This window comes from Pseudomonas sp. MWU16-30317 (genome assembly GCF_020515695.1).
Taxonomy (GTDB): domain Bacteria; phylum Pseudomonadota; class Gammaproteobacteria; order Pseudomonadales; family Pseudomonadaceae; genus Aquipseudomonas.
In genome coordinates this window covers 908,976-922,504 of the sequence record NZ_JAIWJA010000002.1, presented here as the reverse complement: position 1 = coordinate 922,504, position 13,529 = coordinate 908,976, and the positions used below count along the sequence as shown (strand labels likewise).

General features: G+C 62.5%; 10 protein-coding genes. 4 read left to right on the top strand and 6 right to left on the bottom strand.

Going from position 1 to position 13,529, the window contains the following annotated elements:
* Positions 1-595: 595 nt before the first annotated feature.
* Together LIX93_RS09130 and LIX93_RS09125 are read left to right on the top strand one after the other, a co-directional pair.
* The gene (locus tag LIX93_RS09130) at positions 596-2,197 is read left to right on the top strand and encodes a sensor domain-containing diguanylate cyclase (protein WP_226503661.1); all 1,602 of its coding nucleotides are present in this window, start codon (positions 596-598) and stop codon (positions 2,195-2,197) included.
* Positions 2,194-3,630, top strand: coding sequence for an MFS transporter (locus LIX93_RS09125; RefSeq protein ID WP_226503660.1), 1,437 nt, complete (start codon positions 2,194-2,196; stop codon positions 3,628-3,630). Before LIX93_RS09130 ends, LIX93_RS09125 begins: the two co-directional genes overlap by 4 nt.
* A gap of 58 nt (positions 3,631-3,688) precedes the next feature.
* Here LIX93_RS09125 and LIX93_RS09120 read toward each other — a convergent pair whose 3' ends face one another.
* The 3 genes from LIX93_RS09120 to LIX93_RS09110 all read right to left on the bottom strand — a co-directional run bounded on the left by LIX93_RS09120 (position 3,689) and on the right by LIX93_RS09110 (position 6,996).
* The gene (locus LIX93_RS09120; protein ID WP_226503659.1) at positions 3,689-4,636 is read right to left on the bottom strand and encodes a transporter; all 948 of its coding nucleotides are present in this window, start codon (positions 4,634-4,636) and stop codon (positions 3,689-3,691) included.
* Between the two features lie 63 nt (positions 4,637-4,699).
* Entirely contained in the window at positions 4,700-5,467 is a 768-nt protein-coding gene (locus LIX93_RS09115) for a coniferyl-alcohol dehydrogenase (RefSeq protein ID WP_226503658.1), read from the bottom strand.
* A 53-nt stretch (positions 5,468-5,520) separates the two neighbouring features.
* Positions 5,521-6,996, bottom strand: coding sequence for a benzaldehyde dehydrogenase (locus LIX93_RS09110; protein WP_226503657.1), 1,476 nt, complete (start codon positions 6,994-6,996; stop codon positions 5,521-5,523).
* Positions 6,997-7,307: 311 nt separating this feature from the next.
* On the opposite strand from LIX93_RS09110, the gene LIX93_RS09105 reads away from it, so the two are divergent.
* Positions 7,308-9,071, top strand: a complete 1,764-nt coding sequence (locus LIX93_RS09105) for a sigma-54-dependent Fis family transcriptional regulator (RefSeq protein ID WP_226503712.1) — start codon at positions 7,308-7,310, stop codon at positions 9,069-9,071.
* Here LIX93_RS09105 and LIX93_RS09100 read toward each other — a convergent pair.
* Positions 9,068-10,018, bottom strand: coding sequence for a PDR/VanB family oxidoreductase (locus tag LIX93_RS09100; RefSeq protein ID WP_226503656.1), 951 nt, complete (start codon positions 10,016-10,018; stop codon positions 9,068-9,070). The genes LIX93_RS09105 and LIX93_RS09100 overlap by 4 nt on opposite strands.
* An 11-nt stretch (positions 10,019-10,029) precedes the next feature.
* Complete coding sequence (locus LIX93_RS09095; RefSeq protein WP_226503655.1) at positions 10,030-11,088, bottom strand: aromatic ring-hydroxylating dioxygenase subunit alpha; 1,059 nt, start codon at positions 11,086-11,088, stop codon at positions 10,030-10,032.
* A 139-nt stretch (positions 11,089-11,227) separates the two neighbouring features.
* Here LIX93_RS09095 and LIX93_RS09090 point away from each other — a divergent pair, with 139 nt between their 5' ends.
* Positions 11,228-11,659, top strand: coding sequence for a MarR family transcriptional regulator (locus LIX93_RS09090; protein WP_226503654.1), 432 nt, complete (start codon positions 11,228-11,230; stop codon positions 11,657-11,659).
* Here the strand turns inward: LIX93_RS09090 and LIX93_RS09085 are convergent.
* Positions 11,656-13,509, bottom strand: a complete 1,854-nt coding sequence (locus LIX93_RS09085; RefSeq protein WP_226503653.1) for a feruloyl-CoA synthase — start codon at positions 13,507-13,509, stop codon at positions 11,656-11,658. The two genes, LIX93_RS09090 and LIX93_RS09085, sit on opposite strands and share 4 nt — an antisense overlap.
* Positions 13,510-13,529: the final 20 nt, after the last annotated feature.

Genomic DNA, 13,529 nt, shown 5'->3' with positions numbered 1-13,529 from the left:
CATGTGTTAGGCCTGCCGCCAGCGTTCAATCTGAGCCATGATCAAACTCTTCAGTTCAATACTGCAATTAGGTTTTGAGAAAACCTTATAAACTTGGCTCAGCAATCGCAATTCTCGAATCCGAAGATTCGAGGTAACTCTTTGATTTCTCGCGGAGTATTTGTGATGCTGATAATCTTTTGACTATCAGTCTGAGCTCACAAGCACCCACACGAATTGCTTGATTCAGTTGTTAAAGAGCGGTGGGTTGATTCTTTCGTCTCAACCGAGGCGCGCATTCTACGCTAGCCTCACATCCTGTCAAGCGTTTATTTTGAAGTGTTTCGCTAGAAACCTGAACAACTTCAAACACTTGACTCGCTTGGGGCATCTAAGTGCTCGTCTGCGGGAGGCGAATAATACAGCACTGGAATAACCGGTCAACCTTTTATTTCAGCTATTTACGACTTTTCTCCAAAAGCTCATCCCCCTCTACTATATGGAGAGATTCGCCTTACTCGTTGCACCCAAGCTGCCTGAGCAGAGGTAGCGACAAGTCGAGCTGTTATCGGCAGAATCGCGTGCTCAAACTGATAGTGTCTGAATGAGAAACACCATGCTTGGACGCAAAAGGTCATACATGCCGCCGGACACACCGCCAGACCCCACGAGTTCAGGGACGGTTCGTGCCGCCACGGTATTCCGCCTCACGGTCTGTTTCATCGTGCTGGTGATCGTCACCTTCGTGACCGTCGAGGGCTGGCGCGCCTGGCGTGATTACCGCCAGGCCTTCGTCATGGCCAACGACTCGGTCACCAACCTGGCGCGCGCCACGGCGCAGCACGCCGAAGATGCCATCCGCCAGGTGGATGTACTGACCGACGCACTCGGCGAGCGTGTCGAGGGCGATGGCCTGGCGAGCATCAACGTGCCCAGGATCCATGCGTTGATGGTCCAGCAGGCCAGGATCATGCCGCAGCTCCACGGGCTGTTCATCTATGGCCCCGATGGCCAGTGGATCGTCACCGACAAAGCCATCACTCCAGACCAGGCCAACAACGCCGACCGCGACTACTTCATCTATCACCGCACCCACACCGACCGCAACGTGCGCATCGGCGAAGTGGTCAACAGCCGCTCTACCGGCGAACCGATCATTCCGGTATCCCGGCGGCTCAACAATCCCGACGGCTCGTTCGCCGGAGTACTGCTGGGCACTCTGCGCGTCAGCTATTTCGTCGACTACTACGGCGACTTCAAGATCGACGACAAAGGCGCGCTGGTGCTGGCCCTGCGTGATGGTCGAATCCTGGTCCGCCGCCCCTTCAGCCCGGCAGTCACCACGCAGACCTTGGCTGACAGCGTGATTTTCAAGCGCTACCTGCCAACTTCCAACGAGGGCGTGGCCGAGGTCAAGGCCGTCGTCGACGGCACCTATCGCCTGTATGGCTACCGCGCCCTGAGCAGTTACCCGCTGGTGGTCGAGGCTGGTCTGTCGCGCGAATCCTTCGTCGGCCCCTGGCGTCGCGACCTGATCAAGACCGGCCTGTACTTGCTGTTGCTGGTAGGGTTTCTGACCGGCTTCGGTTTTATCGTGCTCGGCCAGCTGCGCCAGCGTATAGAAATGGAAAACGAACTGCGCCAGGCGCACCGCACCGTGCAGGAAATGGCCCTGACCGACAGCCTCACCGGGCTCGGCAATCGCCGCAAGCTCGACATGGTGCTGGCGCTGGAGATCCGTCGCGCCAAACGCCAAGGCTATCCATTGGCGTTGATCATGCTCGATGTCGACTACTTCAAGCGCTTCAATGACAAATACGGGCACTCGGCCGGCGATGACTGCCTGCGCCGGGTAGCCGACACCCTCAGGAAAACCCTCAAGCGCCCGGCCGACCTGGCGGTTCGCTACGGAGGCGAAGAATTCACCGTGCTGCTGCCCGATACCACCGAGGTCGGCGCCGGCCTGATCGCTCAGGAAATCGTCGAGGCCATCCGCGCGCTGGCCATCGAACACAGCGAACACCCCCTGGGGATTGTGACCATCAGCGGCGGGATCGCCAGTTGCGCCCCCGCGACGGGTGACGTCACCCCGGACGAACTCATCAAGGCCGCCGATGGTTTCCTCTACAGCGCGAAAAACAATGGCAGGAACCGCTGGGAGTCCGTCGATACAAGCAGTAGGGTCGGTGTCTCGCGTCAAGGAGCCCAGCCGCAGTGACCGAATTATTCGCAGATCGCCCTGAAGACGATGGCCTGCCCGGTGCCGAACGGCGTCTGGCGATGATCGCAATCATGACCGCTACGGCCATGGCCGTGCTGGATGGCACCATCGTCAACGTCGCCTTGCCATCGATCGCCCGCGCCTTGGATGTTTCTGCCGCCGCAACCATCTGGGTGGCCAACGGCTATTTACTGGCCGCCGCCATGACGCTGATGAGCTTTGCGGCATTGGCGAAACGGGTGGGATTTCGCGCCTTGTTCGTAGGCGGCGTCACGGTCTTTACTCTGGCCTCCCTGGGCTGCGCGCTGTCGACGTCGCTGGACATGCTGATTGCCATGCGGGTGTTGCAAGGCATTGGCGGCGCGGCGACCTTGAGCATTGGCCCGGCCATCTACCGCACCGTTTTCCCGACGCGCCTGCTGGGGCGCATCCTTGGTTTCAACGCACTGCTGGTGGCCGCGAGCACCGCGATCGGGCCCACGCTGGGCGGCACCCTGCTCTCGGTGCTCGGCTGGCAATGGTTGTTCGCGATCAACATTCCCTTGGGCGTCATCGGCGTGACTCTTGGGCTGCGCGCGATCCCACAGACGCCCACGCAGACCCGCGAAGGCTTCGACATCGCCGGCGCCGGGTTGTCCGCCCTCACCATGGGCGCGGTGATCCTCGCTGCCGATGCCTGCGCGCAACTGGGCAGCGCGCTGCAGGCGGCCGAGACCGTCGGCCTCTATGCAGTGATCGCCCTGGCTGCCGGGGGCGCATTCATCTGGCGCCAGCAACGTGCGCGAATGCCACTGCTGCCCCTGGATATCTTTCACTCCTCAAGGTTTTCGCTGGCCGCGCTGACCTCCCTGGCCGCCTTCGTCAGCCAGGGCATTACCATCATCGCCCTGCCCTTCCTGTTCCAGAACGCCTACGGGTATAGCGTGTTCGCCTCGGCGCTGCTGTTCACCGCCTGGCCCATAGGCATTGTCCTGGCGGCCCCGCAAGCGGGTCGCCTGGCCGACCGTCACCCACCAGCACTGCTGTCCACTGCCGGTCTGGGTCTGTTCACGGCCGGGCTGGCGTCGCTGGCACTCTTGCCTGAGCATGCCAGCGCGGTCGATATCTGTTGGCGCGAATTGCTCTGCGGCATCGGCTTCGGATTCTTCCAGAGCCCGAACAATCGCGAGATGCTGGCGAACGTGTCCCGTGAGCGCAGCGGCAGCGCATCCGGTGTACTGGCCATCGTTCGCACCTTCGGGCAATGCCTGGGTGCGGCTGTGGTAGGGGTCATCCTGGCGGTGTATGCCGCACACGCGCCAGGCAGCGAACACGGGCTGATGAGTCCCGAGCAGGATGCGCAAGCGATGCGCCTGGCGATCGGCGTGGCTGCACTGGCGGCGGCCATAGCGGGGGGTGCAAGCATCGGGCGGATTCGCAAAGACGGATGACGACCCCGCAGAGATCGTCGATTTGCTAAACGCAAAGCCGATATCCGCCGCTCCCCCGCTAAAGCTTGTGCAAGAAATTGATCACCAGCTTGTTGCCCTCGGTGCGATTTTCGGCGCCTTGCTCAAAGTAGCTGTTCACGCTGACCACGTTCTCGTGGTTGAACGCGTAGAGAAATCCAGGGCCGATCGCCCAGACTTTTTCCCGGCGCCCACTGACATTGTGACCGTCGATACGGCTGTCGGTGATCTGCTTCAACCCGTAGCCGTTGAGGCCGATGCTGAAGCGTTCGGTGATCGCGTACTGAGACGTGAAGTTGGCGTGCAGCGCCTGCCCGGCCTGGGTGTCGGAGACAGCGCCGAAGCTGCGCTGCGGATCATGGTTGGTAGCGTTCCACAAGTACATGAAGCGCCCGCTGGCAGACCACTTCGGGGTAAACCAATAGGTAGCGGCGTAGTAGGGGTTGAACGAAAAGAAGTGGCTGCCGGGGTTGATCGACTTGTCGCGATCATACGCCCCCGTGGGCAGCACGAAGTCGGCTTCGATGCGCTGGGTCAACAGCGGACTGCCGTCGGCGCGGGTCAGGGTCTTGAGTTGCAGGAAGGGCCCAAAGGTCAAGTCGCCGACGCCGTTGCGCGAACTCAACGCGGCGTTGTGCAGGCCATCATCCACGTCGGCATGGACCAGCGAGGTTACCAGCGCCGTAGCCCCGAGGGTCATGCCGTTGCTCATCGCTTCGGGTACATAAATGATCTGCGTCGTGGGCGCGAACACTTCGAGTTGCTGTTTGGGCAGGTTGAGTTTGTCGCCATTGGCGTCATTGAAACGATTGGCCCTGGAGTAAGTCAGGTACTGTTCCACGTACCACCCCGGACCTCCGGGCACGGGAGAGCCATCGTAGAAACTGGTGGAACCGAGGTTCAGCCCCGGCAAGTCGTAGGCGTGAACGATGAGAGATTGCGAAGAAAAAAGCGCGACAACAGCCAACCGCAAGCATGACTTGAGCATCGTGTGCATCCTGATTTTTTATTGTTGTTCAAGGCCCGGCATCTCTGCCGGGCAACGCACGTTCTACAGATAGGTGGCGGCGAGCCCACCATCCACCGGCAAGTTGACCCCGTTGACCCACCGGGACGCGTCCGCACACAAGAATGCAATCACCGCCGCCACCTCGTCGGCCAACGCAGGACGCACCATGCGCGAGGCGTCACGGGCAATGCGCTCTTCGCCGAGCATGGTCACGAAGTCGCCGAGAATCGGCGTCGCCACCGGGCCCGGCGCCACGCAGTTGAGACGCACGCCGTGATCGCGAAACCAGCGCTGCGATTGCTCGAAGGTCCAGACGATCAGCGCCTCCTTGAAGTACTGGTAGCAGGTCGCTGGATCGACCGGATTGGCCTCCAACCAGTGTTGCCCGGCAGCGTAACTGTCGGTTGCCGCCAGCGCCTTGTGCAATTCGAGGCGCTGCGGCCACTCGCCGCCGAGCACCGAGGCGACATTGACAATGCTGCTGCCCGGCGCCATGCGCGGCAACAGCCCCTGACTCAAATGGCGTAAGCCCAGGTAGTTGACATTGGCCACGGTGGCCAACGGCGCGGTCCCCGGCACGCCGGCAACGTTGCACAGGCCATCGACCGAATCCGGCAATTGCCCCAGCAAGGTGTCGATAGCCTGTGGGTCGCCCAGGTCAGCCTTGAAAAAGCCATCGAGGGTCAGCTGAGGCTCGTTGCGATCCACCCCGATCACCGTTGCCCCGCAGAATCGTGCGAACCGCGCCAGCTCCGCACCAATGCCTGACGATACCCCGGTCACGACCAGCGTCTTGTTGTTCAAATCCATGATGAGCACCTTGTTATTGTTATCGATGAATGACGTACGGAGGGCAGCCGGGACTAGAACGGATAAGCCGGCGGCGTATCCTTGACCGTGACCCACTGCCACTGGGTGTACTCGTCCCAATCAGCCGGTCCGCCGACGCTGCCACCGTTACCTGAATTGCCGCGCCCACCGAAGGGGTTGATGCACTCGTCGGCCACTGTCTGGTCATTGATGTGCAGCAGGCCGCATTGCAGCTGTTCGCCAATCGCCATGGCGCGCCCTATCGAAGGCGAAATCACCGCGGCCGACAAACCGTATTCGGTGTGGTTGGCCAACATGATCGCCTCCTCGTCGGTGGTGAAGGTGACCACAGTAGCCACCGGACCAAAAATCTCTTCGTCGAAGGCGCGCATGCCCGGCATCACCCCGCTGAGTACGGTCGGCAAATAGCACAGCCCTTGGGATTCCCCACCCGCTTCGAGGCGAGCACCGGCCTCGATACTGGATTCGACGATGTCTTGCACCCGACGCAACTGCCGCGCGTTGATCAGCGGGCCGAGTGCCGCCTCCCCCCTCGCAGCATTGCCCACGGTCAGCGCGCGGGCCTTGGCCACCAAACGGGCGATCAAGGCATCGGCGATGGATTCGTGGACCAGAATCCGGCCCGTGGCCATGCAGATCTGTCCCTGATGCAACCAGGCGCCCCAGGCCGCATTCCTGGCCGCCAGGTCGAGATCGGCATCTTCAAGCACGATCAGCGAATTCTTGCCGCCCAGTTCCAGCGCGACCTTCTTCAGGTGCTTGCCCGCCACCTCGGCCACTTTGCGCCCAGCCCCGGTGGAACCGGTGAACGCAATCATCTTCACTCTTGGATCGCTGCACAGCGCCTCCCCTGCCTCGGCGCCGCCGGGCAGGACGTGCAGCAATCCCTTGGGCAAACCGGCCTGCTCGAACAACCGCGCGATCAAGTAGCCGCCGCTGACCGGGGTCTGCGGGTCAGGCTTGAGCACCACAGCGTTGCCTGCGGCCAGCGCCGGCGCCACTGAACGCAACGACAGCACCAGAGGGAAATTGAACGGTGAAATCACCCCGACCACCCCATGGGGTTGGCGCCGCGCGTAGGACAACCGCCCCGCCGCACTGGGCAACACCAGGCCGTGAGGCTGAGCCAGCAGCCCGGCGGCCTGGTGCAGCAGGACGATCGCCTCGCGCACCTCATGTTCGCCCTTGAACAACGCTGCCCCGGTTTCCCGCGCTACATACAGCGCCAGCTCGGCGAAGTGCGCTTCGGCCTGCGCAGCGGCGGCCCGGAACACTGCCGCCCGCTCCCTTGGACCGGTTGCCGCCCATTGGCGCTGTGCGTCGGCGGCTTCGCTACAGGCGCGGCTGATATCGGCCGCATTGGCGTTGCCGGCAAGGCTCAGAGGCTGCCCCGTGGCGGGCTCGGTCACCGTTTGCCCACCGCCCAGCGCGGGTACCCAATCGCCATTGAACACACGCTCGGCCCACAGCCGATCATCGAGAAATACAGGGGTACTGGTAACTGACATCGGGTGCTCCCGGCTGTTGTGGTTGTAATCTCCACGGGCTGCAACAGGACTCATGCGCAATCCGCAACGTGCCCTTGCAGCAGAGCAAGGCCTGTGCCGGAACGTTCAGGCCGTTCTCCCACACCAGCGCCAAGGCTCTGTTGCAGGGGTTTGAGCGGGACGCTTGAAAGGGACATGACGCCTCGAGAGGCCGGGCACACGAAGGCAGTTGCTCAAATGATAAAGTTATGTTTAATAACTATTTTGCCAGGTGATCATTTCAGTAAGGCCGCGTCCCAGGGATAAGAACCATGATAAAAACCCCGATAAAAATGCAAAACCGCCACTGCACGCTCCCCGACCACAGCGTCGCCACCGCGCATTTTTCCCCTAGGGGCGACAGCCGTGATCTGGTGCCCAGCAGCTCGCCGACTCAGGAAGAACTCAAGGAATGTCTGCTGTTCTCACCCGATGACGGGCGCATCTGGCTCAACGATCAGCGCATGCTGTTGCTGCACACCTCTTCGTTCGGTGCATTGCGCCGCGAGATCATCGAGCGCTTGGGTTTGCAGCAGGCGCGCGGCCTGTTCACCCGCACCGGATATCTCTCCGGCGCCCGCGATGCACGGCTGATCCGCGAACGCTGGCCACAGGCCTCGGCCGCCGCGATCTTTGCCGCCGGCACCCATCTGCACACCCTCGAAGGCATGACCCGAGTCGAGCCACTGCACTTCAAGTTCGATGCCGACTGCGGCTTTTATGAAGGTGAGTTTTTGTGGCACCACTCCTGCGAGGCCGACGAACACCTGACGGCCTATGGCGTGGGCCAGGACCCAGCGTGCTGGACCGAACTGGGCTACGCCATCGGCTTCGTCAGCGGGCTGTTCGGGCGCATGGTGATCTTTCGCGAAGTGGAGTGCCGTGGCATGGGCCACGCCAATTGCCGGGTCGTCGGCAAGACAGCCGAACAATGGGGCGACGTGGAATCCGACCTGGCGTACCTGAATGCCAGTGGCGGCCCGACCGCCACTGCCGCGCCTGTGGTCAGCAGCTTCACCCCGGTATCTGCGCCACCGCCGGGGCCGGAACCGATCGGCGCCAGTGCGGCGTTCAATGCCGCCAATCTTTCGTTGCAGCGGGTCGCACCGACGCCGGCGACGGTGTTGATCAGTGGCGAATCCGGGGTGGGCAAAGAGCTCTTCGCGCGCCAACTGCACCGCATGAGCCCACGCCGCCACGCGCCCTTCGTAGCGCTGAACTGCGCGGCGATCCCCGACAACTTGATCGAGGCCGAGCTGTTCGGCGTCGATCGCGGCGCCTACACCGGAGCCAGCCATTCACGGCCCGGACGCTTCGAGCGAGCCCAAGGCGGCACGTTGTTTCTCGACGAAATCACCTGCCTCAGTCTGGCGGGCCAAAGCAAGCTGCTGCGCGCTTTGCAAGAGCGCGAGATCGAGCGCGTGGGCGGTGTGCAGGCCATCAAGGTCGATGTGCGAGTCGTCGCCGCGTGCAATGTCGACTTGCAGCAAGCGGTGGCCCGAGGCGACTTTCGCGAAGACCTGTTCTACCGCTTGAACGTCTACCCCATCGCCTTGCCGCCCCTGCGTCAACGGCGCGACGACATTCCACTGCTGATCAACGCTTTTTTGCAACGCCTGTGCCGCGACTATCAGCGCACCCCGGCAGGGCTGACCATGCGCGCCCTGAAAACCCTGTTGCGCTATGACTTCCCCGGCAATATCCGCGAGCTGCAAAACCTGGTCGAGCGCGGATTGATCGCCAGCGAAGAGGGGCAACCTATCGATCTGGTGCATCTGTTTCGTGACGAACGACTACCCGAGCAAGGCTACTCCATCGACCGCGACGGCGGCCTGACGGCCCATCCGCTGAGCGAACCGCCAGCGGCCACCCTCGAACCGCTGCTGGACACCCTGACCCAACGCGACCAGCGCTTCAGCATCGACGGCCTGGAGGCGCGACTGATCAACGAGGCCATGCAGCAGAGCGCTGGCAACCTGGCGGCGGCCGCACGGACGGTGGGGCTAAGCCGGGCGCAGTTCGCCTACCGCCTGAAAAAACATCGCCAGCCAGGCTAGAGGTCGAGCACCAGCAACGCGCTGCGGGCCCGCGAACAACAGGGTGTGAATTGATCGTTGCAGGCCTGCTCCGTTTCGCTCAGGTACAGATCGCGATGCTCGGGCGTACCCTCCAGCACGCCGGTCAGGCAGGTCCCGCAGATGCCTTGCTCGCACGACACGGGAATCTCGATGCCGTGGCGCTGCAAGACTTGCACCACCGTCTCGTCGGCCGGTACCTGAAACTCTTCGCCGCTGCTGGCCAGCCTGATCGCAAAGCTGCCGTCGCTGGTGGTATCGACGGGCGCCGCGGCGAAATACTCGCGGTGCAGGGTGCTCTCCTTCCAGCCCTTCTGCCGGGCGGTGTCCAGCACGTGCTGCATGAAACCGCCCGGCCCGCACACATACAGATGCGTGCCTTCAGCGGGTTCGGCGAGCAACGCTGGCGTCTGCATCGCCGTGGCCGGTTCTTCATCGAAATGCAGGAATACCCGATCGGCAAACGAAGCCTCCAGCAAGCGTTCGATGAACGCCCCACGCTCACGAGAACGCACGCAATAATGCAAGGTGAAATCCGCACCGCTGCACGCCAGATACTCGGCCATGCAGAGCATCGGAGTGATGCCGATACCTCCGGCGAACAGCAAGCTGCGCGATGCATCGCTGGCCAATTCGAACAAATTGCGCGGGGCACTGATGTCCAGACGCTCGCCAACCACAATCTGCTCATGCAGAACCCGCGAGCCGCCCCGCGACGCCGGATCATTGAGCACGCCGATCACGTACCGGTGGCGTTCGCGCGGATCGTTGCACAGCGAATATTGACGAATCAGCCCGCCCGGCAAGTGCACATCGATATGCGCGCCAGCGCTGAAGGCTGGCAACGGGGCCGCGTCGACACTGGCCAGCTCGAAACTGCAGATGCCCTGTGCTTCCTCGCGCCGGGAGACCACTTGGACCTGGATCATGGCACACTCCCTCAGTGAGACGACGCGATCAAGGCGCCGCCGCCCGCCGCTTCAGCGGCAATCAGACGCTCGAGAATCTTGCGCGACTGCACGCCGCCGGCATCGATATTGAGCTTGAGCAATTGCCGCTCGGGATGGCGCAACAGGTTGCGTTGCTGCTGCTCGAGCATCTCCAGGTCTTCGCTGAAGATCTTGCCCTGGCCCTCGCGGATGCTGGCGGTCAGTTCGGCGTCAGCGGGATTGAAGTTGCGCGCCATGCCCCAGAAGTACCAGATGCTGGTCTCGGTTTCCGGGGTGATGAAATCCACCACGATGCTGGAGGCCTTGCAGCTCGCATCCGCCTCATAGCCGCCCTGGCCGGCATGGGCGACGCCGACTTCGATCAATACATGGCTGGGCGGCGTGAAGCGGCAGATCTGCCAGCGATCGACCGGCACGTCGTCAGCCAGGTTGTTACCGCGCAAGGCCATGCGCCAGAACGGCGGGGCCATGATATTTTCCATGTGCCGCGCCGTGACCACTTCATCGCCGGACACGCTCGTGATGGGCGCGATTTCGTCGATTTCCTTCTGGCCGATACTGGAGGCGTGTACATAGGTTTCGTGGGTAAGGTCCATGAGGTTGTCGATCATCAGGCGGTAGTCGCAGTTGATGTGAAAAAGCCCACCACCATAGGCCCACTGATCGCTGACTGCCCACTCCAGATGAGGGATCAGCGCCGGATCGGCCAGGGCCTGATCCCCCGGCCAGACCCAGATAAAACCGTAGCGTTCCACCGCTCGATAGCTTTTATTGGCAGGAAAGCCGCGCACGCGCTGACCGGGCATTTCCACCGTCTTGCCGTCACAGCCCATCACCAGCCCGTGATAGCCACAGACCAGTTGACCCTCGATGACCCGCCCCAGCGACAGAGGCGCGCCGCGATGGGGGCAGTAGTTCTCGACGGCGGCCACCTCGCCTTGCGGGCCGCGGAAGAACACCATGTGTTCACCACAGATCTGCCGGCCCAGCGGCTGTTGTTCGAGTTCATCGGGGGTACAGGCGACGTACCAGGTGTTCTTGGGAAACATGGGGAAGATCCTCCGGACAGGCATGGTGTTGTCGGTCTTGTTGTTATCGATCCGTTGAATAGCGCTATTAATCAGTGGCTGTGCAGTGGGTATCAGTGCAAAGATAGTTAAGCATCTTAATTTATGGACCCTCGTCAGCATGTCTGCGCAAAGTTTTCTTGATTCTCTGGTCGGCTACGCCCTGCGTCGGGCGCAACTGAAACTGTTCCAGCACCTGGTGGGCGGCCTCGCCGAATTCGATCTGCGCCCTGCCGAGTTCACCGCCATGGTGATCATGCAAAGCGAGCCTGGGCTGATGCAGGCCGATCTGGCCCGGCAATTGGCCATTGAACCGCCGCAACTGGTGCCGCTGCTCAACAAGCTCGAAAAACGCGGCCTGGCCGAACGCGTGCGCGCCAGCCAGGACAAACGCGCCTATGGCCTGTACCTCACTGCCGAGGGCCAGGCACTGCTGGAACCGCTCAAGGCGCTGGCCGTCGAGAGCGACCAGATCGCGACCAGCCCCCTCAGCGATGAAGAGCGCAGTCAACTGCTGACACTGCTGCACAAGGTCAACGCGGCACCCGTCTAGCGCGGCGCATAGAGAATGCGCGAGTCGCTGCCCAGGTACAGCGCATCGACCTGCTCGGCTCGCCAGCGCAATACCGCACGCTGATTGATCGAGCCCTTATCGGTGATCTCGCCGCGATCGATCGACGGTGGCTCGTCGAGCAGCACCAGCCACTCAAGGCGCGATGCGTTACCGGTGCCCTGCCGATTGAGTTGCTGCAACCACCGGCTGAACCAAGCGCGCACCGGTTCACTGAGCAGCACCTCGGCATCGCTGGCCGTGGCCGGCAAACCCGATAGCTCGCGGCATGGCGCCAGTCGTGCAAACACCAGCGCCCCGAGGCACGCACGGTCCGGCGCGGCGATCACCACATCGCTGACATGCGAGGCCCCCGCCAGTACCGCGCGGTTGCGCAGCGGCCCGATGCTGACGAACACCCCGGACGACAATTTGAAGTCTTCAGCAATACGGCCATCGAACATCAAACCCAGTTGCGGATCGCCGGGATCGGCGAGGCGCACGGCATCCCCCGAGCAATAGAAACCCTGATCGTCAAAGGCCTCGTGGTTTTGCCGCGCCTCGCCCCGCCAGTAACCGGGCATGATGTGCGGCCCGCGAAACCTCGCCTCGAGTTTGTCGCCCACTGGCACCAGGCGCATTTCGCAGCCCGGCGCCGGCAAACCGATATAGCCTGCCATCGACAGCGGCCCGGTGGTGAAGGTGCAAGAGGGCGCTGCTTCCGTCATGCCCAGCCCGGCCATCATGCGGATACGCTGACCGCAATGATTTTCAGCGACCCGGTCGAGGCGATCCCAGATGCTCTGGGAAAGCCCCGCCGCCGCGAAGAAAAACAGCGTGATGCGCGCAAAGAACCGCTCCCGCAGTTGGGCATTCTGCTCCAGCGCAGCTACCAGTTCCTCCCAGCCCTTGGGCACCGTCAGGTACGCCGTTGGAGAGATCTCTTCAAGGTTGCGCAAGGTCTCGGCAAAGCCGTTGGGTGTGGGCTTGCCGTCGTCCAGATAAAACGTGCCGCCGTTGTAGAGCACGATGCCGACATTGTGGCTGCCGCCGAAGGTATGGTTCCAGGGCAGCCAGTCCACCAGCACCGGTGGCACGTGGCCAAACTCGGGGAACGTCTGCAACAGCATTTGCTGGTTGGCGCAGAGCATGCGCTGGGTGGTCACCACCGCTTTGGGCAATTGTGTAGAGCCCGAGGTGAAAAGAAACTTGGCAATGGTGTCCGGCCCGGTCGCGGCAAAGGCCGCATCGGCCTGCACGCCACCAGGCTCGGACAACAAGCTGGCAAAGCTGACAGGCGTTCTTGCCGAGCTCTCCCCTCGCACGGCGATCAACGGCACCTCGGGCGCGATCAGCGTATCGATGGCCCGCGCAAACGCGCCAGCATCGCTGACGAACACCAGACCGGGCTGCAGCACCTCGCAGACATGCCGCAGTTTCTGCAGGTCCTGGGACAGCAACGAATAAGCGGGTGACACCGGGCAGTAAGGGATGCCCGCATACATCGCCGCCAGTGCCATCTGCTGATGCTCGATGTCGTTGCCCGATAGAATCACCAGCGGCCGCTCGGCGCTCAAGCCATAGCGCAACAGCGCCTGGGCAATGGCCCGCACATCCTCGAGCATCTGCGCGTAACTGACCTCACGCCAGGCACCGCTGGCATCACGGGCGGCGATGAACGTCTGTGTCGGGCGTACTTTTGCCCAATGCACCAGGCGATCCAGCAGGCGCGCGGGCAGCGGCTGTAATGGTTCCCGGGAGCACAGGTGCAGCACACCCCCTTGCTCGCTGACTTCGACGGCCGAGCAGCCGATGGCCACCGGACGGTATTGCGGTGTGATGTGCGAGTCCACGTGACGCCCCTCCCATATTA

Excerpts from the sequence above, each read along its gene's own strand:
- LIX93_RS09130 (WP_226503661.1), top strand. The coding sequence starts at position 596 with ATGCTTGGACGCAAAAGGTCATACATGCCGCCGGACACACCGCCAGAC.
- LIX93_RS09120 (WP_226503659.1), bottom strand. The coding sequence starts at position 4,636 with ATGCTCAAGTCATGCTTGCGGTTGGCTGTTGTCGCGCTTTTTTCTTCG.
- LIX93_RS09115 (WP_226503658.1), bottom strand. The coding sequence starts at position 5,467 with ATGGATTTGAACAACAAGACGCTGGTCGTGACCGGGGTATCGTCAGGC.
- LIX93_RS09110 (WP_226503657.1), bottom strand. The coding sequence starts at position 6,996 with ATGTCAGTTACCAGTACCCCTGTATTTCTCGATGATCGGCTGTGGGCC.
- LIX93_RS09105 (WP_226503712.1), top strand. The coding sequence starts at position 7,308 with ATGCAAAACCGCCACTGCACGCTCCCCGACCACAGCGTCGCCACCGCG.
- LIX93_RS09100 (WP_226503656.1), bottom strand. The coding sequence starts at position 10,018 with ATGATCCAGGTCCAAGTGGTCTCCCGGCGCGAGGAAGCACAGGGCATC.
- LIX93_RS09095 (WP_226503655.1), bottom strand. The coding sequence starts at position 11,088 with ATGTTTCCCAAGAACACCTGGTACGTCGCCTGTACCCCCGATGAACTC.
- LIX93_RS09090 (WP_226503654.1), top strand. The coding sequence starts at position 11,228 with ATGTCTGCGCAAAGTTTTCTTGATTCTCTGGTCGGCTACGCCCTGCGT.